20 protein-coding genes are annotated in these 23552 nt (G+C 48.4%); 7 read left to right on the top strand and 13 right to left on the bottom strand.

The window, feature by feature from the left end; all coding sequences use genetic code 11:
* Positions 1-19: 19 nt before the first annotated feature.
* A complete protein-coding gene (locus ACGCCZ_RS02455) occupies positions 20-1531 on the top strand; it encodes a sensor histidine kinase (RefSeq protein ID WP_054323232.1) in 1512 nt (503 codons plus the stop codon).
* Positions 1528-3729, top strand: coding sequence for a S1C family serine protease (locus ACGCCZ_RS02450; protein WP_411655194.1), 2202 nt, complete (start codon positions 1528-1530; stop codon positions 3727-3729). The genes ACGCCZ_RS02455 and ACGCCZ_RS02450 overlap by 4 nt, the downstream gene beginning before the upstream one ends.
* A gap of 704 nt (positions 3730-4433) precedes the next feature.
* On the opposite strand, the gene ACGCCZ_RS02445 is transcribed toward ACGCCZ_RS02450, so the two are convergent.
* From ACGCCZ_RS02445 to ACGCCZ_RS02390, 12 genes are all read right to left on the bottom strand, one after another.
* Positions 4434-5744, bottom strand: a complete 1311-nt coding sequence (locus ACGCCZ_RS02445) for a UDP-glucose dehydrogenase family protein (RefSeq protein WP_085534030.1) — start codon at positions 5742-5744, stop codon at positions 4434-4436.
* A 13-nt stretch (positions 5745-5757) separates the two neighbouring features.
* Complete coding sequence (locus tag ACGCCZ_RS02440) at positions 5758-6942, bottom strand: glycosyltransferase (RefSeq protein WP_411655193.1); 1185 nt, start codon at positions 6940-6942, stop codon at positions 5758-5760.
* Positions 6911-7744, bottom strand: coding sequence for a glycosyltransferase family A protein (locus tag ACGCCZ_RS02435; RefSeq protein WP_085534026.1), 834 nt, complete (start codon positions 7742-7744; stop codon positions 6911-6913). Before ACGCCZ_RS02435 ends, ACGCCZ_RS02440 begins: the two co-directional genes overlap by 32 nt.
* Before the next feature lie 13 nt (positions 7745-7757).
* A complete protein-coding gene (locus ACGCCZ_RS02430; RefSeq protein ID WP_411655192.1) occupies positions 7758-8573 on the bottom strand; it encodes a glycosyltransferase family 2 protein in 816 nt (271 codons plus the stop codon).
* Complete coding sequence (locus ACGCCZ_RS02425) at positions 8539-9774, bottom strand: O-antigen ligase family protein (protein WP_411655191.1); 1236 nt, start codon at positions 9772-9774, stop codon at positions 8539-8541. The genes ACGCCZ_RS02430 and ACGCCZ_RS02425 overlap by 35 nt, the downstream gene beginning before the upstream one ends.
* A gap of 64 nt (positions 9775-9838) precedes the next feature.
* A complete protein-coding gene (locus tag ACGCCZ_RS02420) occupies positions 9839-10729 on the bottom strand; it encodes a lipopolysaccharide biosynthesis protein (RefSeq protein ID WP_411655190.1) in 891 nt (296 codons plus the stop codon).
* Positions 10730-10866: 137 nt separating this feature from the next.
* Positions 10867-11397, bottom strand: a complete 531-nt coding sequence (locus ACGCCZ_RS02415) for a hypothetical protein (RefSeq protein WP_411655189.1) — start codon at positions 11395-11397, stop codon at positions 10867-10869.
* Between the two features lie 16 nt (positions 11398-11413).
* Positions 11414-12424: a glycosyltransferase family 2 protein gene (locus ACGCCZ_RS02410; protein WP_411655188.1), complete on the bottom strand. Its 1011-nt coding sequence runs from the start codon at positions 12422-12424 to the stop codon at positions 11414-11416.
* A 99-nt stretch (positions 12425-12523) separates the two neighbouring features.
* A complete protein-coding gene (locus tag ACGCCZ_RS02405; RefSeq protein ID WP_411655187.1) occupies positions 12524-13543 on the bottom strand; it encodes a glycosyltransferase family 2 protein in 1020 nt (339 codons plus the stop codon).
* 53 nt (positions 13544-13596) lie between these two features.
* The gene (locus ACGCCZ_RS02400) at positions 13597-14781 is read right to left on the bottom strand and encodes a CDP-glycerol glycerophosphotransferase family protein (RefSeq protein ID WP_161803645.1); all 1185 of its coding nucleotides are present in this window, start codon (positions 14779-14781) and stop codon (positions 13597-13599) included.
* Between the two features lie 422 nt (positions 14782-15203).
* Positions 15204-15905 (bottom strand): sugar transferase, encoded by a 702-nt coding sequence (locus ACGCCZ_RS02395; protein WP_054323219.1) that lies wholly within the window; start codon positions 15903-15905, stop codon positions 15204-15206.
* 461 nt (positions 15906-16366) lie between these two features.
* A complete protein-coding gene (locus tag ACGCCZ_RS02390) occupies positions 16367-16825 on the bottom strand; it encodes an Lrp/AsnC family transcriptional regulator (RefSeq protein WP_054323218.1) in 459 nt (152 codons plus the stop codon).
* Positions 16826-16979: 154 nt separating this feature from the next.
* Here ACGCCZ_RS02390 and ACGCCZ_RS02385 point away from each other — a divergent pair, with 154 nt between their 5' ends.
* Positions 16980-18329 carry an MATE family efflux transporter gene (locus tag ACGCCZ_RS02385; RefSeq protein ID WP_054323217.1) on the top strand — a complete coding sequence of 450 codons (1350 nt, stop codon included), beginning with the start codon at positions 16980-16982 and terminating at the stop codon, positions 18327-18329.
* A gap of 368 nt (positions 18330-18697) precedes the next feature.
* Here ACGCCZ_RS02385 and ACGCCZ_RS02380 read toward each other — a convergent pair whose 3' ends face one another.
* Positions 18698-19573, bottom strand: coding sequence for a DegV family protein (locus ACGCCZ_RS02380; protein ID WP_054323216.1), 876 nt, complete (start codon positions 19571-19573; stop codon positions 18698-18700).
* 288 nt (positions 19574-19861) lie between these two features.
* Between ACGCCZ_RS02380 and ACGCCZ_RS02375 the strand changes: the two genes are divergently transcribed.
* Genes ACGCCZ_RS02375 through ACGCCZ_RS02360 form a run of 4 tightly spaced genes read left to right on the top strand, consistent with a single transcriptional unit; the run spans position 19862 to position 23552 of the window.
* Positions 19862-20188, top strand: a complete 327-nt coding sequence (locus tag ACGCCZ_RS02375; RefSeq protein ID WP_054323215.1) for a hypothetical protein — start codon at positions 19862-19864, stop codon at positions 20186-20188.
* Entirely contained in the window at positions 20178-22088 is a 1911-nt protein-coding gene (locus tag ACGCCZ_RS02370; RefSeq protein ID WP_411655186.1) for a PBSX family phage terminase large subunit, read from the top strand. Before ACGCCZ_RS02375 ends, ACGCCZ_RS02370 begins: the two co-directional genes overlap by 11 nt.
* Positions 22018-22584, top strand: coding sequence for a hypothetical protein (locus ACGCCZ_RS02365; RefSeq protein ID WP_411655185.1), 567 nt, complete (start codon positions 22018-22020; stop codon positions 22582-22584). The genes ACGCCZ_RS02370 and ACGCCZ_RS02365 overlap by 71 nt, the downstream gene beginning before the upstream one ends.
* Positions 22584-23552 carry a hypothetical protein gene (locus ACGCCZ_RS02360; protein ID WP_411655184.1) on the top strand — a complete coding sequence of 323 codons (969 nt, stop codon included), beginning with the start codon at positions 22584-22586 and terminating at the stop codon, positions 23550-23552. Before ACGCCZ_RS02365 ends, ACGCCZ_RS02360 begins: the two co-directional genes overlap by 1 nt.

Genomic DNA, 23552 nt, shown 5'->3' with positions numbered 1-23552 from the left:
GAACTTGGAGCGAAGAAGCATGCAGAAAACGCTGTTTAAAAAATATTTGCGGGTCACGCTGGCGATCATCCTGATTAGCTTCTTCCTGTTGGGTTTGGTGATGTTGGTATTTATCAAATCCTATTGGCAGGATGAAAAACAGGACCTGCTCCGGCGCAATGCAGAGAGCATAGCGGGGATTGCCGCTGCAAGTGCGACCCCCGTGCAGGGGGATAATTATATCCTTTTGGATACGGAACGAATGCAGTCCTTTATGAATGCATTTTCTGAGAATATGGATGCGGATATTTACGTAACCAATCGGGCCGGGGAATGGGTGTTGAGCGCATTTGGCAGCGGCGGTACTGTAAACGAGACGACGTTTACCCGAAAAACGATGGATAAAGCCTTGATGGGTCCCTACAGTGGCCAAGGAACCGTGGATGGTATTTATAACTCGCCGTACTATGTGGTGGGGGTACCGATCCGGATTTCCAATTTGGATGGAACGCGTACAACCATTGGAGCGGTTTTTACAGCATGTAGCGCCCGTTCCTTTAACGAATACCGCAACGAACTGATGAAGATGTTCCTTTTGGCAGCGGTTGCCGCTTTTTTGGTGGCGTTTTGCATCAGTTGGATGTTTTCTTATAAACTTGTACGTCCCCTGCGCGATATGGCGTTGGCAGCCAGAAGCTTTGGAGAGGGAAATTTTAGCGTGCGTGTACCGGTGACCAGTCAGGATGAGGTCGGCCAGCTGGCGCTGGCTTTCAACAATATGGCTTCGTCATTGGCCAGCAGCGAAAGTGTCCGCCGGAATTTTATTGCGAATGTTTCCCACGAGCTGAAAACGCCCATGACCACGATCGCTGGTTTTATCGACGGTATTTTGGATGGAACGATCCCGCCTGAGAAACAATCGCATTATTTACAAATTGTCTCCCAGGAGGTCAAGCGACTATCCCGTTTGGTGCGCACTATGCTGGATCTTTCGCGGATTGACAGCGGCGAGTTGCGGCTGCATATGGCTCGTTTTGACCTGACCAACACTATTTTTGTGGCGTTGCTCTCCTTCGAAAAAAGCATCGAACAAAAAAGGATACAGGTATTGGGATTGGAAAATGCGGAAAGCCTCTATGTAGATGGCGATCCGGATATGTTGCATCAGGTTGTATATAATTTAATTGAAAATGCCGTAAAGTTTACCAATGAGGGCGGATATATTCAGTTGACGATTCAAGACCTGCCGGATAGAACCTCTGTTGCAATTAAGAACAGCGGCGCTGGCATCCCAGCGGATGAGATTGCGCTGATTTTTGACCGCTTCTATAAAACCGATAAATCCCGCAGCCAGGATAAAAATGGCATGGGATTGGGGCTTTATATTGTGCGGACGATTATTAAGTTGCACGGCGGAGAGATCACTGTGCAGAGCGTTGAAAATGAATACTGCCAATTTGAGTTTTGGATTCCAAAGCATGAAGAGCCAAAGCTAAAAGCCGGTAAAAAGGAAAAGGATCTTGCAAAGGACAAAAAGGAGGAGAAATTATGAGCGATACCGATTGGAACCGGGAATCTGGAATGGGTGTTGAGCCTCCCACGTCAGAGGTTCCTGTGCCATCCCCTACCTCCGAAGAACCAGCGATGAAAACAAAGGAATTTTCAGGGGAAGAGCCTGCCGCAATAACTGCTCAGCAATCTGGGGAGGACATAGCCCAAACGCCACGAGAGACAACCTCCTCCGATCTGCTGCCAGACAGTGGAGCACCGGCAGATGAAAAGGGAATGGTGGAAGAGCCGGTTTCGGACACGCCCATTCCGGAACGTTTTTCTCAAAACATAGCCCCGGTAGAGGATTTGCCTGCGGGTTTTTCCGATAAATCGGAGATCCAAGCAGCGGCATTCGGAACAGATTCCAGAGATTTCGGGGAAGAAATTCCGGACGGGCAGACAATGGGAAAGGATTCTTCGCTTTTCCAGGGGGAAGAAACGGGACGCGATGAAACCAAAACGGTAGAATCGCAGGCAAGCAGGAAGAACGATTCCGCGCCTGCCATGAATCCGGAAGAACCGTCCGATCGGGAAAAGATACAGGAACAGTCCTCCAATGGGACGGAAATACCGCCAAAAATTCATTTGGAAAAAGAGGGAGATCGTTCCAAGGACGCACCGAATTCGTATGAACCGGTACAGGCGCCGGCTGGCTCGCACCAAGGGCCGGCGGGTGTTCCCCCACAGCAAGGACATCCCATGCCGCCGTATGCAAATCCCTATCAGCAATACGGGCAGTACCAAAACCCCTATGTAGCGCCCAATGCCCCCTATGGACAACCCCAACCCTACTACGGTTCCTACCCGAATCCGCAGGCGCCGTACCAACCGCCATATCCACAACAACCAGCATACTGGAACTATCATCAGCAGCCAGGCCAACCGCCAGTTGGTGGGGCCATGCCGCCACAGCCGCCCCAGGAAGGACAGCCGGGATCGAACCCCGAGGAACCGCGTCGTAAGATGAGTGGTGGATTAAAAGCGTTCCTGTGGTTTCTCGGCATTTTAACAGGTCTTTTTTTAGTGGCTTTTTGCGTAGTGAGTATTAATACAGCGGTGCGCCAGATGGAGCAGGGAGGAACGGCAGAAAGTGAAAGCCCATCTTATAGTCAACCTGTGCCAGAGGAGGGAACCTCCCCAGAGGGAGGCGAGAATACTCCACCGCAGAACGATGCGACAGATCCGGACAATGCTGGCATGGTGATTGAGCCCCGCCCAGAAGGAGACGGGATGAGCGCGAAAGAGGTCTATCGCCAGGTTGTAGAGAGTGTAGTCGGCGTAGAAACCTCTGCGGACGACGGGACCGGTCTGCTCAGCCAAGGTTCTGGGATTGTTGCGACAAAGAGTGGTTATATCATTACCAATGCGCATGTGGTGGAATATTCCAAAGATTACAATGTTTCGGTCATTCTGCATGAGGATGAGACGGAATATGATGCGGTGGTCGTGGGGTATGATAAAACTTCCGATCTAGCCATCTTAAAAATTGAAGCGGATGGTCTAAAACCTGCAGTATTTGGTGATGTTGATCAGATGGAAATTGGCGATGAGGTGCTGGCAATTGGAAATCCAGGCGGTTTGGATTTCGCCAGTACACTGACAGGTGGGTATATTTCCGCTTTGAACCGCACGCTGAAGTCCAACAGTGACAATGGCATGACGTATATTCAGACAGACGCGGCAATCAATCCCGGCAATTCCGGAGGCCCGCTGGTCAATATGTATGGCCAGGTGATTGGTATCAATTCCAACAAAATTATTTCCACTGGTTATGAAGGCATGGGGTTTGCAATACCGGTCAGTCATGCGAAGTCCATCATTGATGACCTGATTTCCCGTGGCTATGTCAGTGGCCGCGCGCGTCTGGGCATTACAGCTGGAAATGTTGCGGGGATGCAAGCGCAGCTGGCTGGTTTGCCCAGTGGTGTCCGAATCATTGCGATTGACCCAGAGAGCAGTTTTGCGACAGTAGGAGCTGCTGTGGGAGATATTATCACGAAGGCAGACGGCGATACGATTGAGAATATGGAAGATCTGTATGCTGTTTTAGGCCGCCATAAACCCGGAGAAGAGATTACGGTGACGCTGTACCAGCCATCTCAGAACGGGGGCAATGGACAGAGCCGGGATGTGAACATCACTCTCTTAGAGGACAAAGGGGAAACCCAGCAGACCGTGAGCCAACCGGCGGCACCGTAAGAAGGTACAGGGAAAGAGCTTTTTGAGTATGCGGCCGCGGCAATCGAATTTTTGAAACGAAATAAAATGATAAGGGAACGCTTTTCAACCGCTCTACGGGCGGGGGAGGCGTTCCTTTACTTTATCCTGTGGAGGATGTAAGAGCTGGAACGGGGAAAATGGCTTTTCTGCATAAAAAAACGGCCAATCGTTAAAGACTGACCGTTTTGAAGAATCCATACAAAATGGTAAACAGGAATCAATCTGAAACAAACCTGTATACATTTTGCCACTTCGTTTGCTGTTGCTCCACCTTTTAAAGCGTTCGCATACGATTCTTAGATGTTTTCCACTCTGGGTAATATGCTTCTCTGGACGAGGGAAACAAACAACATGTTGTTTCTATGAATATTCCATAATAGGATAAACATATTCAACGCTGCATTTTGCGCTTATCAAAGCAATCTTCCTAAAAGAAAATCTAAAAATATTCATCATCAAACAAATGAATATTTTTAATAAGGATAATCTCCGAAAAGGTAGGGAATCCCTATCGCGAATATGCTAAGCTTCATTTGTATCGATGCACTCATTGAATGTTTCCATTGCCGGCAAAGCGGACCCGCCAGTTAAGGGATCTATACATGCGAAGCTAACCGGTCGGGACAGTATACAAGCTCTCTACAAAGGCCTTTCTTTCGGACACAATGGGATTGCTTTATGGATCATGGCTCAAGATTGACAATGGTTCTACGGCCAATGCTGTGATAAATTACGGGCTGCTGCTCCATGCGGTCAAGTGCGTAGCAATTGCGCCCATCGATGATAATCGCTTGTCGCATTTTCTTGGAAAACAAGGAGATGTCCAAATTTTTTACTTCAGGCCATTCTGTGAAAATAAAACACAGGTCTGCTCCATCCAAGGTTTCCTCGATGGTATCGCAATATTTGATGTCGCCCAGAGAACGTTTTTTGAAATTTTCTGTCCCAACAGGGTCCCAAGCCTTTACATGTGCCCCATCGTCCAGCATAATCGGGATGTTTACAAGGGACGGCGCTTCCCGAAGGTCGTCCGTACCCGGCTTGAAGGTCAATCCCAAAACGGCAATGGTCAAACCCTCTAAGCTGTCAAAATACTTTCGGGCAATCTTGATAGGCTTCAGCTTTTGATTTTCATTGACTTCGATTGCCGCCTTGATGGTCTTGATTTCGTAGTCATGAAAATTGGCAAGCCAATGCAGGGCTTTGGTATCCTTTGGGAAACAGCTGCCGCCGTATCCAATACCCGCCTGTAAAAATTTATTTCCAATACGGGGATCGAATCCCATTCCTCGTGTAACATCGTCAATGTCGGCGCCTACCAGTTCACAGAGAAGTGCAATCTCATTGATGTAGGAAATCTTTAAGGCTAAAAAATCGTTGGAGGCATATTTAATCATTTCTGCGCTTTTGCGGTTGGTCACCAGAATAGGGGCGTCGAAGTCCTGATACATCTTTTTTAAGAGTTCGCCGGTTTCGCGCTCTTCCACACCAATGACAATCCGCGAAGCGTGCAATGTGTCGTGCACCGCAGTTCCCTGGGCCAAAAATTCTGGATTGGATGCCACACGAATGCGGATGGAGGATTTGCTCTTGGCATTCAAGATGGCCTCTACCTTATCGTTTGTTCCGATGGGGACGGTGGATTTTACCACAACAACACAGTCCTGTGTGACGCTCTCTGCAATTTGTCCTGCGACTGCATACACATAGGAGAGATTGGCGCTGCCATCCTTTTTTTCCGGTGTGCCAACACCGATGATAATGACATCTTTATCCGCATAGGCGGCTCTATAATCAGTTGTATAGAAAAGCCGGTCATGGTTCTTTTTCATCAGTTCGGAAAGCCCATCTTCATAAATGGGAGAAATATCGCGCTGCATCTGGGCGATTTTCTGTTCATCCACATCGACGCACGTAACCGTATGGCCGTGCTCAGCTAGGCAAACACCGGTCACCAAACCGACATAACCGGTTCCGGCAACTGCAATTTTCATCGTATCCCGCCTTTCAAGGTTCCTGATTGTTGAGTAAATTGTTCCATTGTTTTGCCGCTTCTTCGTTGGTGTACATCCGGCGGGACAACCAGTCCCGCTTTTCTTTGAGTACCTTGGGATTGCTGCAAACCTGTTTTAAACAATGGACAATGTCTTGCGTGGTATTTTCACAGACCCATCCTGCATGGTCCTCCAGTATCAATTCCCGCACGGACGACGTATGGGTGGCCAAGATAGGAAGTCCCAGATATTTTGCCTCCGTAAAAACAAGAGGGGCTGCTTCGTGGTAGGAGGGGAGTAAAAAGAGATCTGCATTTCGCATAAACCGGTAAGGGTTTTCCTGGAATCCATGGAAAGCCACGCATGCAGATACGCCGAGTTTTACGGCATATTTTTGCAGAGCAGCCCGCTTGGGTCCATCCCCAACAATCTGATAGGAAATAAGGATACCCGCCGCCACACATGCCTGTACAGCCTCGAGTGCCCGCTCGAGCCCCTTCTCTCCGCTTAACCGCGCGACCGTAATTACATGGATTTTGTCCCTGGGGTATACCACTGGATTCTGGTTGGAAAAATACGAGATTCCCACAAAATCGTGAAAGTTTGGTACAACACGGACGAGGTCCCGCAGTTCCGGAAAAGCACAAAGGAAGTGGTCCCTGCATCCTTTGGAGCAGGTGAGGATGGAATCGAACTGGCCGTACAATTTTCGAACCGCCGGAGTATTGCTTCCACAATGTAAAATATCTGCATGTACCATGGCGATTTTTTTCTCCGCTTGAATACGGTACAAGACAATTTCATTGGCGCCACCGTATAAAATCGAAGGCCGCTCGCTTTGCATACAGGATATGGCGATGTCGTAAGGCCCCAATTGTTTTTGAAAGAAAGACAAAACGCGAAGCGGAAGAGAATTGCCAATGATCCGGCATAGAACAACCAAGAAGGAACGCAGAAAGTAGAGTCCCTTTGCTTTAGGCCAGAGTTCCCGTTGGCTCATACCAAGTATACGCAATAATGGAGGACAGTGCAATACTTGAATTTCCGGAGGAAGTTGTTCTCGATATTCTCCCGTGTCGGACATGAGCAACAAAGTGATCTGGCACTGTCCCTGGAGATTGGCGAGCAGATTCAATAGACTCCGCTGAATACCGCCGCTATGAAGATTATTGTTGACGAAGATCAGCCGTTTTTTCATGGGAAACCTCTTTTAAGGGCCTTCCAAGATATTCCTGAATGCCCTCATTCAGATACTGGTAAGCCTTTTGAAAGCCAAGGCCGTTGCTTAGAAATTCTGGATGCCGTAGTAAAAGAAGGAAACCGAACGGCTTTGCCAGGCGTGGAAACAGGTGTGCAAGAAGCGCGCCTTTGTCGTGAAAGAACTTAGGGGTATAGCCTTCAAACCATGTGGAAGTCAAATGGGAGACTTCGCCGAGAAAGAGGGGACTTGCATAAATCCGCAGTCCGCGCTTGCAACAGTCGTGTAAAAAAATCGTATCTTCCCCGGAGCCATAGCGGGCGCCTCCACCGAACAAAAGGGAGAACGCAAGGTGCACTTGTTGGACACGAGCCGTGCGGACAGCGATGCGGTATGTGCCATAGCGGAGGGCATTGTACCAGTGGACGCGCGTCCATTTTGGAATCTGGTATTCCTGCCGCTTTGGATTGGTGCTGTAAAAATTAAATAGAATGACATCCGCCTCTGGATGACGGACAAACTCTGCCAGAACCCGTTCTGTATATCCATTCCAATAGCGGACGTCGTCGTCGGCAAATAGGCAGATGTCCGCATCCGCGTACATCCAGACCGTGTTTCGGTTGAATCCAACGCCGCACTCGGCCCGGGATTCATAGCGGATGGTGTATCCATTGTAGCAAAATATTTCGGATGTATGGCGGTCACATTGATTTCCAAAAATGGCGTCGCATTGAAGATTCATTTGGGAGACCAAACGATGATCGTTTTGGCCGCGCGTTACAACAAGAACCTGTAGCCGCATAGATTCCTCCATTTCATCTGCGCCGTCTGGACTTACATTTGGAAAAGAGAAGCCATAACGGACGAATATAGACTTTTAGACGGTTGAAAAGCGAGTCCATTCCCCAAGCGTCCAGCTTGTTCAAAATATATTTTAGAAGCCACAGGTTGCACCAAACTTTTTCGAACAAATGGAGTCCCTGTTTGGTCAGCCCGGTGAGAGTCTGCATATAAAAATAGTGAATGTCTGTGACCAGTAAGACGCTTTGCGCCCGCGTGTACGCCTCTAAAGAAAAAGCGGCATCCTCTGCGGTCCTCATATGTACGGGGAAAACCACCCCAGCAAGCAGTTCCCGCTTGTATAGAGTTGCCCAAACCGAGTTGAACCGAATGGATGACAAGAAATACGGATAAATGTTTTTGCAGAATGCGCCTTTTAAAAGGAGTTGTTCTTCCTGAAAATAAGAGAGGGGTTCTTCGATGTGTCCATCTGGATAAAGCAGGCGGTAAGAGAACCGGACGATGTCCGCACCACTTTTTTGCTGCTTTTGAAGGACCTGTTCCACGCAGTTTTGTTCTAAATAGTCATCCCCATCGACGAACAGTATAAAGTCGCCCGTTGCTCGCAACAAGCCCGCATTTCGGGCGGATGCAACACCGCGATGTTGCTGGGAGAGAAGCACGATCTGCCCGCCATATTGTTCCAGAAGGATACGCGTTTTGTCACAGGAACCGTCGTCAATGACAAGGATTTCCAGAAGAGAGTATGTTTGCGCCAACAAGCTATCGATACATCGGACGATCGTAGCCTCTTCATTATATACGGGGACAATGATGGAGACCTTTTTCATGATTGCTTTCCTCCCGCTGAAAACCGGATGGTCTGGAATTCGGATGCATATGTTTTAGATGAGGCGGGCATGTGGTTTTGTTGGCCCGCATGGGTGAGGTTTCCGAAAAGGTCATGCAGCACATCATAAAAACATTTAAATACGGCTTGTTTGTATAAAAACTGAGGGAAAACGAACATACAAGCGTGGCAATCAGCCCACAGGCAAACAAGGGTTGCTTTCGAACATTTCGGAACAGACAGGCGCCCATTAAAGCCGCATAGAAGAATAGGCCGAGCAGTCCCTGGTCAAATAAGGTTTGAATCCATTGGTTGTGGGCGTAAGTATTTAGAAATCCTGCGGCAGTCAATTGTCCGGCCGTGGAACAAATTCCAAAGCCATGGACCAAGGCAGACGCATTGGTGCAAATCTGGCCGAGAAGATACGACCAGATGGGAAAACGGCCGCTCCCTTGATCCGCTAGAATCTGCGCCCAATGATAGCGGCTGCGTAGTGCTTCTGGAAGAAACCATATAGAAATGGTCCATACCACGATCCCCACCAAGAGCACAGCGGGGAGAATGTTTCGCTTTACAGGGGATTTCCGGACGGCTAGAAAAATATAGGCAAATACACCGGATACGAGTGCGACGAGGCCGCCCCGTGAACCAGTCCGAAGAACGGCATAGAAGAGCAGGATACAGTACAGGAGCGGCCAATGGAGGCGGTGGCGGCCTTGCATCCATGCCTCTAGGGCGAACAACATAGGAAAGATAAAATACATACAAAAGAAATTGGGATCTTCCTCTGAGTCAAAAATGACAATAGCGGTCCGGCCTTCGTAAAGGGTCTGCTTACTAAAAAAACAGAGGAACATGCAGATCAGCCCCACGAGCAGCCATGTGTGGGATAGGAGGCGGCGCTCCAGTCGGTTGTACACGCGGCAAGTTGCCAAGAGGGTGAAAAACAGAGCAAACGCGACATCCCTGACCACGGTAATACTCTCTAAATCGCGGTAGAAAAACAGCGTGCTGGTCATATAGAGAAGATGAAGTGCGTAACACAGATGTCCGCTATTGAAAGAAATCGCCCGTTCCTTTGAGAAGAACAGGCTGAACAGAAAAAATGCGGAGAGTGGGACAGTCACAACCTTTAGCGCAGATATGCCTGGGACAACCGTGATAAAGGTGAGCGGCATGCAAAGATAATAAAAGCAGATCAACCAGGCGTCAAAACGAATTTGTTCCGGTTTGATTGGTGGATTGGATGGTTCCCTATAGGGCTGTTTAGATGATGGATTCAGATGGTTCACCGCCCTTTTGACCGGAGTGATTTGTATGATGTAGGAGTTTCACAAAGGACTGGCAAAGCGAATGAAAGGAGTCTGTGTGAAAAAACAGCACAGTGTTGATGGCCAGAGGGAAGGCAGCAGAGGCCAATCCCTGAAGAACAAAGTCCAGGAGCGCTGTTCCTGTAGAAATCCATATGCAGATTCTGTGTGCAGTCCCGGCAATTGCCAGTGAAAGAAAGAGATAAAGTCCAATTTTTTTAAGAAATGTTGCACAGGACCTTTGAAGAAAACAATGGTAGAATAAAATGGTCTTTAAAAGAAACTGAGTGGCGTAGGTACAAGTGGTGCCGATGAAAATTCCTAACATGCCAAAGTGGATTCCGAGTATAAACGACACGATGAGGTTGACGAATGCCCCAAAGAGGGAAATATACTTATCCTTTTTGAAGAGCCCCGAGGCGCCGACCATATTCCAAAGGGGAATCCGCATGGTCATCAAAAAGAAGTTGAGGATGCAAACCTCCACGATGGGCCGGTCTAGGACCATCGCAGGCCCGAAGAGAAAAGAGATAAATGGATCGATCAAGCAAAACAGGCAGGTACTGCAAAAGGTGGCAATCCAATACATCGCGAATAAAAGCTTCTGTAAGGTAGAATCCACCTGTTCTTTGCTGCTGGTCGCCAACAGGTTTCCAATGCTGCCGCTCATGGCAGCGGAAATTTGGTTCACGCCATTAGTCAGAGTACGGAAAACGATAGTATAGTTGGAATATAGGCCGACTTGGACAGTCCCTACCAAAAGCGATATGAAAAGGTTATCCATACAACTGGTGAGTGTCCAGGAAAGTTTGCCGGCGAACCGGTCGCGCACATCGAGAAAGAGCAATTTTTTCCTTTCGGGAGAAAGCGGCTCTTTTGCTTGTTTTAGGTAAGGATACAGCCGGTTTACTTGTTTGGAAAGGGCCAGATGGTTGAAAAGGCTTGTGAAGAACCGAAAAACGAGATAAACAAGCAATTCATGCGTCAGGAGCAATACAAGGACTCCGCCGATGGTGGAGCACCCCGGAAAAGTAGATCCACGATGGAGACAATATACTGCTTTTGATCCGCAGACAACAGGGAACGCTGGTAAGAAAAGAAATACGAACAAACCATCTGTGCAAGAAAGAGCAGAAACACCGCTGCTACATAGAGCCGGCTATAGGATACCCCCTTCGTGAGGGACGGTAGAAATGGAATTGCTAATAATCCAAGTCCAGTGATCGCACCAGCGACTTTGCGATAAGTCGTTCGGTAAAATTGTATCAGGCGGCAGACTTCCCGTTTGTCTCCTTGAGCCAACGGCCGGTACAGGTGATAAACAATCACGGTCCCAATCCCCATCTCCGCAAGGGTGAGGGCAGATAAAACGTTTGTCAACAGGGCGTTCAGACCGACCCCTGTGGTTCCAATGGTGTTCAGCATCACGCGGCGTGAGAAAAAACCCAGGAAACACAGAACCGCCTGTTGGAAAAGGCCCCACAGAACATTCTTGGCAGTAGCCCTTGTGCGCAAGTGTCCCCCTCCCTTTTCAGTCGTTTCGGTGTTTCCAGGTGAAATACCACATCCGCAGATAAAGGCGGAGGTACTGGCGGTTACACATGTACCGGTAGACCGCCGCGTTTTCGCCAAAACTGCGGTCGGGAAGAGCCGCGAGGAAGGACTCTACGATTTCGACCATCCTCCGATAACGTTGCCGGTGGGAACGTTTTCTATATGGATTGAAAAGAAACCAGATGCTCTGAAACGTTTTATAGTAATAGTCCTGTAGAAGCTTGTCCCGCACCGCACGGTTTTTCGGATTCCAGCTTAGGACCAATTCCATGATTCGCCGTGTGGCCTGTTGGACGATGGGAAAATAATCGTATGGGACCTTACGAAAAAGACGCGCATGGTCGTTGGCAAAATAACGGTATAAAATATCGGGGATGAAATACACGTCCTTCATGATGTGAACGAATTCTACCAGAAAAACCTCGTCCTGGTTGCGGCGGAGATCGGGAAAGGATACAGCGTGTTTTCGGACAGTCGCGGTACGAAAAAGTTTAAAACATACCGACTGGAGGATTCCCCATTCCCCAAACATCCACATATACGGATAAAAATGGCGGCGAACTTGTTCGCCGGTCCGATACTGGTGGTCTGCTTTGGGGACCCAACGTTGATTCCGGTTGTGATCGTCCACAGAAAATCCGCCCACCACCAAGTCAACCCCGGTTTTTTCCGCGGCTTCCACAAGAAGCGTGATGGCGTTTGGATAAAGGAAATCGTCCACATCGAAAAAATGGAGGTATGTTCCGGTCGCCTGTTGAATTCCAAGGTTGCGGGCCGGTCCGGCCCCGCGGTTCGCCGTATGGTATACCCGAATACGCCGGTCCATCTGTGCCTCCTGGTCGCAGGCGATACCGCTTCCATCGGTCGAGCCGTCGTCGATCAGAAGAATTTCCAAGTTTGGATAGGTTTGCGCTTTCAGGCATTGTACTCCGCGGGAAACGAATGTCTCCATGTTATAGATGGGGACGATAATACTGACCAGTTTCATTTGCATGGTATCCCCACATCCATTTTGCTTTCCAATACTTTTTTCGGTGCATGATCCCACCATATCCTTTTAAAATCCACGGATACCGATAAGCAAGCGTCAAGAGAAAAATCTTCTTTTCCGCGCACAGTTTAAAAGAAACTGACGTTCCAACCAATAACATGTCAAATCCAAGTTTGCAAGGCATTCGGAAAAACGCGGATATTCCAGCAGCGCGTGGAACGCTTGGCGGCGTTGGTGATACTTCATGGGGTTGTCAGGGTGAAAGATAGAGAGCCGCATTGTATCCAGCAGGATTCCAGCTACACGGTAGTGGAGAAAGTCGTCCAAAAGGTCTTCTCGCCCTGGAAAGAATTCGGTAATGTGCGCAAGATTGCGCTCCATCAGTTGCTCCATTCCCGGAAGGAAATCCGAATGATACCGGTTGCAGACCGAGTTTGGATGTTTGCGGTAACCGTACATGACAACAGGGATATATGCGGCGGAACGGCAGGCGTAGTAAACAAGTGTATTAAAAAGGACATCCTGCGACTTTTCCTGTTTCTCCGGAAACCACAGGTTTTGTTCCAGCAGGAAAGCTCGGCGGTAGGCTTTGGCCCAGACAGATGTGTAGCGTACCGAATGGAGGCGGGCGTCTGCCAGTCGGCAAGGGGCGCCGGTGGCGCAAGAGATACAATAGGCCTCTAAAACCTGTGGGGAGAGCTCGATGACGGGCTGCCCGATGGAGGCGGTGTGCCGAAAGACCTGTTCCTGACAACTTATGTAATCAAAAAAGATCAGATCGTAGGGGAGATGAAGAAGAGACTTTGCAACGGCAGAAAATTCCTCCGGCAGAAGGTCGTCGCCATCGACGAAAAACAACCATTTCCCAGTTGCCTCCCGGAGAATCGTATTGCGCACCGCACAAATTCCACAATTATATGGAAAATGTATGACGCGGATAAAAGGGGATCTTTTTGCATAGCTGTCGCAAAGACCGCCAGAGCCATCACAAGAGGCGTCGTCTACGACGAGCACTTCGATTTCCTCCGATGTATGCCGCAGGATACTGTCAAGACAGGCGGATAGGTACGCTTTTACATTGTACACAGCCACCCCTATGCTGATCGATGGAGACATGAAATGCATCTCCTTTGCACTTTACAATCGGCCTCGGTTCGCGGTGCGGTTTATCATTTGCCAGAATCTGAAAGAAGGTCCTGTATGGCTGAAAAGGTCTGCGCACAGTGGTCCGTGCGCGGGGGAGGGAAAAAGGTATCCACGCGCTTTTTGTACAGGCTGGGGAGCTGCATGTTCCCTGCCAGATACGTTTGCAGGGCATTTAAAACTTCATCCACCTTCCGGCAGACTGGTCCAAATCCGTCTTTTTCAAATTCAAAATATCCCGGACGGTACTGTGCGGAGAAAAAATCCTCCGAATCAAATTGAAAGTAGATCAGTGGCTTTTTCAGATACGAGAAGTCAAAAAACACACTGGAATAATCGGTAATCAGAAGTTTTGATTCCATTAGGAGAGACTGCGTATCCGGTGGGGCAGTCGAGATATGTATTCGCGGGTGACTGTTTGTAAAACAGGGTGTGAAATGCTGCATCTCCGGATGCAATTGGAATACGAGTTCATAATCGTATTGTTCTAACAGCGCATGAAGTTTTCGATGACAGAGCAAACAATGGAAACTTTGAAAATAGCCGCTATCTTGGAAGGTACGGTTGGAACAATTGCGCAAGAAAAGGCGCCAAGTCGGCATGACTAGAATCTGTCTCTTTTCGGAATGCGCTTGAAATAACCGGTCATAGCGGCACAGGCCGAGTGGTTGAACAACTCTTTTCGGGTGATGATAGAGCGTTAAGAGTTCATGATATTCCTTTGGAACGCTGCAAACAAACAGATCTACGTGGATACGTTCTGCGCTTAGAGATGAAATGGAATTATAAAGGATTCCGTGTTGCAAAAACACTTTTTTGCCAGGCAACATACGGTCAAATTTGAGCTTTGTGAACAAGTAAGGATTGGGGGAATAGCCCATAATATGGGTACTTATTTTTACGTCTGCACAGACAAATGCGAGATAATGGGAGAAGCTCCCCGGTTGAATGGTTCGCCCCAGCCTGGCTACACGTACAAAGTCAGGGGACTTTCGATCTATGAGATAGGCGGCTGATAAATAAGGCGCAGTTTTTCGGACAAATTGAAAAAGATGGAAGGCATTGTCTTGCGCGTCGTTTCCGCGCTCTGCGAAGAGCCAGAGCCCCTTGTAAGGGGGCAAATGGCGCACAAGCGGATAGAGGCAGAACGCCAGAATACAGCAGAGGAGATAGCCGGCATAGCCGAGCCATCGGAACAAACGTCTCAACAAATAAAAACCATCCTTCCCAGCGGGCCATCTCACAAAAAATTTGGACAGAAAAACGGCAGCCAGTCCGGTTTTCTCTTCATGGCAAGACGAAACGATCATCAGAATGGCACTGCTTGGCCTTTATTCCTTTGGGCTTATAGATTCGCCAGGAAGACGGTCCGTCGTGCTCTCATCCCTCGTTGCAGCATTTGATTTTGACAAGTTGAGCCCCCTACCAGAGGGCGGAGAGCTTATGTTGCCCAATCGATTCCATCAGTAGCGAAAAAGATGAGGCTTGGTTGCGGACTTTTTTCATACGAGGGATGCGAACAACCTGCGACGGCATCGATGTTTTTAAAGACGAGAATAGATGCCGTCTTGTGTCCCTCCAAAGAAAGAGAACACACGCGCGGCAATTTTTAAAATGGGTGGAATGATCCATGCTATCCCAATAAATGTTTGGCCGTCATCCCAATCAGTGCAATGTCCTGCCATATGGAGAAATGATTCAAGTACCATAAATCGTAAAAGGTCTTATCGGCCGCGTTTGTGTAGTAATGGCCATATACCTGGGCAACACCGGTCATTCCAGCTCGCACGGAAAACCGCCTCTGATATTGATTCACAGTTTTTTTGTATTCCTTTACAAAATGGGGCCTTTCCGGACGGGGGCCTACAAGGGACATCTCCCCCTTTAAAACATTGAACAACTGTGGAAGCTCGTCCAAATGTACTGCACGCAGAAGTTTCCCCGCATGGGTGATACGAGGGTCGTCTACAGATGCCAAAATGCAACCGGTATCCTTTTCCGCCTCATGGATCATTGTCCGAAATTTATAGATCTGAAAGGGTTGTTCATTGCGTGTCAACCGCTCTTGACGGTAAAAAACCGGCCCAGGGGAGTCCAAACGAATGACGACCGCACAAAGCAATAACACGGGTGCACAGAGGATCAATCCAAACAGGGAAAAGAAGATGTCCGCAGAGCGTTTAACAAACATGGTCCAGCGGGATGGAGAAAACGTATCCAACCATATTGAGGTGAGGGTATGAAGGGATGGAGGCTCTTCGATGGGAAAACAGTCTGCCCGCCGATCTGTTTTTGTACGCATGGAATGAGGTGCTGTCTTGTTCACACTTACCATCGCATGTGGGCCTCCCCGTATCCATTATGGTATCCTTTTATAGATTTCCCATGACTTGGATTCCATCGAAACAACGGAATCGAAAAGGAAAATTATTTGTCGATTACCTTTATTTTACTGTAGCTACAGATAAAAAATAAAAAAAATTCAGAATCTTTCACCTGCTATTTTGAGATTTTTGAAGCGGTTCCCCTTTTCATATGACTGAATGAGGATGGTCTTATAAATATTGGAACGGGGAGGATTTTTCGTTTTCATTGGTGGTCCGGCTTTATTGCCTCTATATCAAGAGAGATTACGAAATTCACTTTGTTGATGGTTATATCAAAAGGACACGTTCCATGGCTTTTAAAACCATTGGGTCGTGTCCTTTTTCGAAATAACAATCCCGCCGTGGGATTCGATCCTATTGAAAAGAATGGCGGCAGAGCCGCCCTTTCTACCGGACTTTTTGGCCGGGGTCATAGACGAAGGCCTTTTACATCCTTGATGCGGGAGAGGATGACATGGCTGTTGATCTGTCGAATGCCGGGAAGACAGTCAAGCTCCTCCCGAATAAAGGTTTCCAAGGCCTCTTGGGAAGGGGCAACCGCATGGACGTGTAGGCTGCTGTTGCCGGTCATGCGGTAAATTTGCGTCACGGTATCGCTTTGATAAAGCCGGTTGACCACTTCCGGAAGGTGCGATGGCTCTGTTTCAATCTCAAAATAGCAAGAAACTGCACCGTTGATTTTTTGCGGGTTGATAATCGTAGTGTATTCTTCGATCACGCCACGCTTTTCAAGCGCTTCTATGCGCGTTCTCACAGCCACACGGGAAAGACCCACTTTTTCGCCAAGTTCAGAATAGGAGTAACGCGCATTTTGAATGAGCAAAGCCAGTATCTTTTGGTCCAAGAGATCTAAACCGTCGAGAAACATATCATTCATCCCTTTGCTATGTGATTAAAGAGATTATAACACACTTTTTTTGCACATCAAATAGAAAGTGTTCGTTGACGAATAGAAATTATTTTGTTAATATATATTACAAAAAGATGTGTTTATATTTCGTAACGTAACAGGGGAGAGAAACATGCAGCGGGATTTGACAACGGGAAACATCACGGGAAACCTATTAAAGTTTGCATTTCCACTGATGGTCGGCAACCTTTTACAGCAGTTTTACAATGTGGCGGACACCTGGATTGTCGGACAATTCCTGGGAGCGGACGCATTAGCTGCTGTTGGGTCTTCCTATACTTTGATGGTTTTTCTCACTTCCATCCTATTGGGACTTTGTATGGGAAGTGGCGCAGCTTTTTCCATCCAATATGGGAAAAAAGATTTTGAACACTTAAAATGCAGTATGTTTTTATCCTTTGGACTAATCGCGGGGATTACGTTGATTTTAAATATCGCTGTATTTTGGGGATTGGACGGGATTGTTTGGATTCTTCAGGTTCCTCGAGAAATCACGGGCCTGATGAAAGAGTACCTGTGGGTGATCTTCTGGGGGATTGCGGCAACCTTTCTCTACAATTATTTTGCGAACCTTCTTCGTGCGGTTGGAAACTCCGTAGTGCCGTTGGTCTTTTTGGGAATTTCAGCGATTTTGAATATTGTCCTGGATTTGGCATTTGTCCTGTTTTTCCACTGGGGTGTACGTGGGGCAGCCATTGCCACCGTTTTTTCCCAATTTGTCTCAGGAATAGGGATTTTGATTTATACATGGAAACGTTTTCCGAGTCTGCGGATTGCAAGACGGCACATGCGGTGGGATGCTGGGATTCTAAAGGAAATTACCAGCCTTTCTCTGCTGACCTGTATCCAACAATCCATCATGAATTTTGGAATCCTGATGGTTCAGGGATTGATTAACCGTTTTGGAACAGTGGTGATGGCTGCATTTGCAGCAGCAGTCAAAATTGACTCCTTTGCGTATATGCCGGTCCAAGATTTTGGCAACGCATTTTCTACCTTTGTTGCACAAAATTATGGTGCAAACCAACAGGAACGTATCCGCAAGGGAATCAAGAGCGCGGTGTTTTCTGCCTTTGCTTTTTGCGTACTTGTAAGTACATTGGTATGTGTTTTTGCCCGCCCGTTGATGGAGTTGTTTATCCATCCATCGGAGACAGAGATCATCCGGGTGGGTGTTGAATACCTGCGTATTGAGGCCTCTTTTTATTTTGGCATCGGTTTGCTCTTCCTACTGTATGGATTTTATCGTGCCATGAATCGGCCGGGGATGTCGGTCATCCTGACCGTGATTTCGCTTGGGACGAGGGTGGCACTGGCATACTGGTTGTCCAGTATTCCGTGGATCGGCGTGACAGGGATTTGGATTTCTGTGCCTATCGGCTGGCTGTTGGCGGATCTCGTAGGAATTGCGGTTTATCGAAAGATGCGCAATCTGCCGCTGAGAACCCCACAATGTCTGTAAGAAGAAGCGAACCAGTGCGGCCGTCCCATCCCATGGAATCGCATCAAAACGATGTTTTCTTGTTGCCTGACTGAATGGAAGAAAACGTTGTTTTTATTCCGGTGGGCCTCAAAGAATCGTAAACGCTTTGTTATGGCATGAGGTTATTTTTGAGGGGTTCATATGGAATCTGCTGCGTTGTGCAGACCGATACGCAAAAAGAGACAAATCAAAAGCGAAATGACCAGGAGAATTAAAACGGGAATGAATTGTCATAGAGGATAGATCCTGAGAGATTTAAAAAGCCGCCTGCTAAATTTGCAGGCGGCTTTTTAATAGATGGATGAAGGGAGAATCCTGTTCAAAAACGACGGCAGTGGGATGCCCGGTCAGCGCTCTTTGCCGAGGAAAAACAGTGCAATTGTCCCCGGACCAGAATGTGCACCGATGACAGGGCCGACATAGTTGATTGTGATAGGTTTTTGGACACCTAAGCGGCTTTGAACCTCGTTCGCCACAAACTGAGCGTCTTCCAAAGAATCGCCATGGCTGATAAAGACGGTCTGTTCCTCTGGCTGAATTGCCAGTTGTTCCATGCGATCGACGAGTGCACGCAAAGAAGCCTTCCTTCCGCGCGCTTTACTGATGTTTATGAGATGGCCGGCGTTATCCATATGCATCACAGGCTTGATACTCAGCATGGTGCCGACCAATGCGGTAGCGGCGGATACCCGGCCGCCTCGCTTTAGAAATTGCAAGTCTTCTACGGTGAACCAATGACAGAGATGATATTTTTCCTTTTCTACCCAATCGCGCACCTCTTCAATGGGTTTTCCTTTGGAGCGCTCCTGCGCTGCCAGATAGATCAATAGTCCCTGGCCCAGCGAGGCACAAAGCGAATCCACTGCGTAGATCTTACGTTCCGGATACTTTTGCGCCAGTTCTTCTACGGCTAGTGCAGCAGCGTTATAAGTGTTACTGAGGCCGGAAGAGAAGGCGATACAAAGGACATCTCTTCCCTGCTTGAGGAGTGGCTCCATTGCGGAAACAAAGGCATCCACATTGACCGCGGAGGTGGTACAGGGCTGCCCAGCACGTAGTGCCTCATAGAAATCATGCAGCAAAATTTCTCGTTCATCCAGATAGTTGTAATATTCTCTTCCATTCATCACAAAAGCGAGGGGAAGAACCGTGAGATCGATCTCTCGAGCGAGCGACTCGGGAAGATCGCAGGAAGAATCGGTTACAATGGCAAATGTGTTCATTGAAGAGCCTCCTTATGTGGGTTGGCAATCGTCTTTTTTAGTTTACCATAGAAAATAAAATATAAAAATATTCTTAAGAAATAAAAAGAGATTTTGTATTAAATATGACATATAATAATATTTAAAACTATATGAGATCCATTTAGATGAAAATATGAGACGTAACAAGCAGGACAAATCCGTGAAAAGATTTGTCCTGCTTGTTTGTTCGAACTATTTTTCGGATTAATTTGCTTCTTCAGGCAAAATCAAAGGAGACTTTCCAGGATATATGAAAGGAGGTTTGCCTTGGAACATAAAACGAAAACCCGACGGAATCGGACCCGACGGGTCAAAAAAGGTTATGAAACATTGGCGTTTGGTGGAATAGAAGACGCCGTGCGGCTCCTTTTCTCGGAAGACCCCAAACCCGAAGATCTGGAAGGGCTCGACCTCTACAATGTGGCGGAAATCCGCAGGCCGAGAGGCGGCGGAATGGAGATCAAGTTTTTCGACCGTATCAAAGCTTTGGAGTGCCTGGAGCGCTTGGAAGCAGAAACAGGCCAACCAAGCCTATTTGAAGCGTTAGAAGCCGGTGCGCGGGCGCTCAAAAAGGAGGAATCCGATGAAACTTGAGCCATTTTCGCCAAAACAGTTGCATGCAATGTGCTGGTGGTACCCTGGAAGCCCGGATGCGGGACGGGATGCCATCATTTGCGATGGAGCAGTGCGCAGCGGAAAGACCCTCTGTTTGGGAATCGGCTTTGCGGCTTGGGCGAGCCGGTCTTTTCATGGACAGGCCTTTGCCTTTTGCGGCAGAACCATCCGCTCTCTCAAGAGGAATCTGCTTGCTACACTATTGCCCGCTTTACAACAGGCCGGTTTTGGCTGTTCAGTCTGCCGAAGCGAAAATTGGATGGAACTCTCCTATGCCGGTCATAAGAACCGATTTTACTTTTTTGGTGGAAAGGATGAGAGCTCTGCGGCGTTGATCCAAGGAATGACACTTGCCGGAGTCCTATTGGATGAAGTGGCATTGATGCCGCGCTCCTTTGTGGAACAGGCGTTGGCCCGCTGCTCAACGAAAGGCTCGAAGTTTTGGTTTAACTGCAACCCGGAGAATCCGCAGCATTGGTTCTATTTGGAATGGATTCTCAAGGCGAAACAGAAGAACGCCCTGTATCTGCACTTCACCATGTCGGATAATCCGGCACTTCAACCGGAGATCATCGCACGGTATGAACAGCTCTACTCTGGAGCGTTTTATGAACGGTTTATCCAAGGACGATGGGTGGCGGCACAAGGACTGGTGTATCCATTTTTGACCAGAGCAATGCTCTGTGATGTACCGGCAGAACTAGAAGAATTCCGGGTTTCCTGCGACTATGGGACTGTAAATCCAGCCTCTTTTGGATTATGGGGGAGATCCCACGGCGTGTGGTATCGCATTGACGAGTATTATTACGATTCCCGCCGAGAAGGTTTACAGCGCACAGATGAAGAGCATTACATAGCGCTCACAAAACTATGTGGGGAACGGCGAATTGAAAGCGTGGTGGTTGATCCTTCAGCAGCCAGTTTTATGGAAACCGTTCGAAGGCACGGAAAGTACCGGATCATTCCCGCAGAAAATGAGGTCTTGGATGGAATACGGCGCGTCAGTGTGGCGCTCAAACAGGGGGACATCAAAATTTGTATGAATTGTGCGGACACCATTCGAGAGTTCGGACTCTATCGTTGGGCGGATACGGTGGGTAAGGATATACCACTCAAGGAAAACGACCAGTGCGATGGACGATATCCGCTATTTTGTGTCATCTCTATGTCGAGATACGGACGATTTTTGCGCCGTCAGTGTAGAGCGCCGGGAGGAGTAAAAGCCATGAAGTGGAGAAAAAAAGGCGAAAAACAGGCCCAAAAACCGGAAGTCCTGGCGGTACAGACAGCGTGGGAGGAACCTTTTGCCCACTTTTCCAGCTGTGCACCAGCAGGGACGGGAGAACGGCGGTTATACGCGGCGTTGCGGGAAAATATTCCCATCATTGATGCGGCAATCGACAAGATTCTCCGTTTAGTTGGAAGTTTTGAAATCCTTTGTAAGGATAAAAATAATTCGTATCAAATCAATCAGTTTCTACAAAATGTAAAAGTAAATGCATTGGAATGTGGAATTCAAAGTTTTTTAAACAGTTACCTTTCCCAATTGTTGACCTTTGGAAATGCAATCGGAGAGATTGTATTGACCACTTCCGGGGAGATTGGCGCGCTTTATAACGCATCTTTGGATGATGTGGAACTGAGGGAGTGTGCGCCACTGTCCCTGACCGTTTGCCGCCGGGAGGCGGGTCAAAGCGTACCGGTGCGGTATCCAGAGCTGGTCGTTGCCTCCGCCTTAAATCCCCCGCCCGGCTGTGCCAAAGGCGTTTCCTTGCTGCATGGGCTGCCATTTGTGAGTGGCGTACCTGATGCAGATTTACCGGACCATTGGAACCAATTGGGAACGATTGGGGGATGTGCGCTTTGCAGTAACCTATAAGCCGTCGAATGACGCGACGGACCGCGCGTTTGCCAAGGACCGGGCGAAACAAATTGCACAGGAATGGAGTCGCGCCATGCGCAAAGATTGTGTGAGTGACTTTGTTGCGGTGGGAGATGTAACGATTAAAGCCATCGGTGCGGACAACCAAATTTTGGATAGCAATGTTCCGGTGCGCCAAATGTTGGAGGAAATTGTGGCCAAGATGGGAATCCCGCCGTTTTTACTGGGATTATCGTGGTCATCTACGGAGAGAATGTCCAGTCAACAGGCCGACATTCTCACCAGTGAGTTGGAGGCCTACCGACGGTTACTGAATCCGGTGATTGAGAAGATCTGTACGCTTTGGATGCGGCTACATGGGTTGGAACCCAAATTTACCATTGAATGGGATACGATTACATTACAGGATGCGGTGGATTTGGCGGACGCCCGCCTGATGAATGCCCAGGCGGCTCAGATCGAAGAAACCTGCAAACAGAAGGAGGCTGTCTAATGAAGGGAGCTGGTTATATTCTCCGAAAAAAGGCATCATTGACGACCGAAGAGTTGGAACAGATCAACCAATACACGCGGCGCCCTTTCCAGGAAGGGGAACTCTACACGTTTTCAGTTGTCCTATGTGACAATGAGGTTGATCGCGATGGAGAACGCTTCACCATTGAGGCATTGCATCGGCTGGGAGAGCTCTTTTTGGGAAAGACCGGAATTTTTGACCACAATCCACAGGTACAAAACCAGGCCGCACGCATCTATGCCTGCCAAGTGGAGCAATTGCCCGGACGTGTTACCAAAACAGGGGAGGCGTACCATCGTCTGGTTGCACGCGCATATTTACCGCGTTCTCAAAAAAATGAGACATTCATTCTGGAACTGGACAGCGGGATTAAAAAAGAAGTCAGTGTCGGTTGTTCCGTTGCGAAGAGAAGCTGTTCTATCTGTGGGGCAGATCGCCGGACGGGCGGCTGCGACCATGTAAAAGGACGTACCTACCATGGCGTACTGTGCTGCACGGTTTTGGAAGAACCGACCGACGCCTATGAGTGGTCGTTTGTAGCGGTTCCTGCTCAGCGGGAAGCAGGGGTTATCAAAAATTTTTCAGAGAAGGAGGATTGGAATATGGAGGAAGTCTGGAAAAGTCTTTCGGGCGAGGGGGAACTATTGCTGAACCCGGAAGAACGCCGGCAGCTTGCCAAAGAGTTTGCCGATTTGCGGGAACAAGCGGCGTGTGGCCGGCAGTACCGCAAGGAGCTTGAAAAAAGCTTGGTGCGGTTGTGCGGGATTGTATCGCCGGAAGTTCCGATGGAGGTGATGGAACGCACAGCACGGACGATGGGTTTGGAGGACCTGCGGGAATTTGAGAAGGCGTTTCACAAGCGCGCCGAACAGGTGCTCCCATTAACGCCTCAACTGGCTCCCATGGAAAAGCGTGATGTGGAGGAATACCGCGACTTTCAGATTTAA

The sequence above is a fragment of the Anaeromassilibacillus sp. SJQ-1 genome (assembly GCF_046693725.1).
GTDB lineage: Bacteria > Bacillota > Clostridia > Oscillospirales > Acutalibacteraceae > Anaeromassilibacillus.
The sequence above is the reverse complement of the archived record's forward strand: the minus strand, read 5'-3'. Positions and strand labels throughout refer to the sequence as shown.

Coding starts and splice junctions, on each gene's coding strand:
- ACGCCZ_RS02455 (WP_054323232.1), top strand. CDS start 20: ATGCAGAAAACGCTGTTTAAAAAATATTTGCGGGTCACGCTGGCGATC.
- ACGCCZ_RS02450 (WP_411655194.1), top strand. CDS start 1,528: ATGAGCGATACCGATTGGAACCGGGAATCTGGAATGGGTGTTGAGCCT.
- ACGCCZ_RS02445 (WP_085534030.1), bottom strand. CDS start 5,744: ATGAAAATTGCAGTTGCCGGAACCGGTTATGTCGGTTTGGTGACCGGT.
- ACGCCZ_RS02440 (WP_411655193.1), bottom strand. CDS start 6,942: ATGAAAAAACGGCTGATCTTCGTCAACAATAATCTTCATAGCGGCGGT.
- ACGCCZ_RS02435 (WP_085534026.1), bottom strand. CDS start 7,744: ATGCGGCTACAGGTTCTTGTTGTAACGCGCGGCCAAAACGATCATCGT.
- ACGCCZ_RS02430 (WP_411655192.1), bottom strand. CDS start 8,573: ATGAAAAAGGTCTCCATCATTGTCCCCGTATATAATGAAGAGGCTACG.
- ACGCCZ_RS02410 (WP_411655188.1), bottom strand. CDS start 12,424: ATGAAACTGGTCAGTATTATCGTCCCCATCTATAACATGGAGACATTC.
- ACGCCZ_RS02405 (WP_411655187.1), bottom strand. CDS start 13,543: ATGTCTCCATCGATCAGCATAGGGGTGGCTGTGTACAATGTAAAAGCG.
- ACGCCZ_RS02395 (WP_054323219.1), bottom strand. CDS start 15,905: ATGGTAAGTGTGAACAAGACAGCACCTCATTCCATGCGTACAAAAACA.
- ACGCCZ_RS02390 (WP_054323218.1), bottom strand. CDS start 16,825: ATGTTTCTCGACGGTTTAGATCTCTTGGACCAAAAGATACTGGCTTTG.
- ACGCCZ_RS02385 (WP_054323217.1), top strand. CDS start 16,980: ATGCAGCGGGATTTGACAACGGGAAACATCACGGGAAACCTATTAAAG.
- ACGCCZ_RS02380 (WP_054323216.1), bottom strand. CDS start 19,573: ATGAACACATTTGCCATTGTAACCGATTCTTCCTGCGATCTTCCCGAG.
- ACGCCZ_RS02370 (WP_411655186.1), top strand. CDS start 20,178: ATGAAACTTGAGCCATTTTCGCCAAAACAGTTGCATGCAATGTGCTGG.
- ACGCCZ_RS02365 (WP_411655185.1), top strand. CDS start 22,018: ATGCAGATTTACCGGACCATTGGAACCAATTGGGAACGATTGGGGGAT.
- ACGCCZ_RS02360 (WP_411655184.1), top strand. CDS start 22,584: ATGAAGGGAGCTGGTTATATTCTCCGAAAAAAGGCATCATTGACGACC.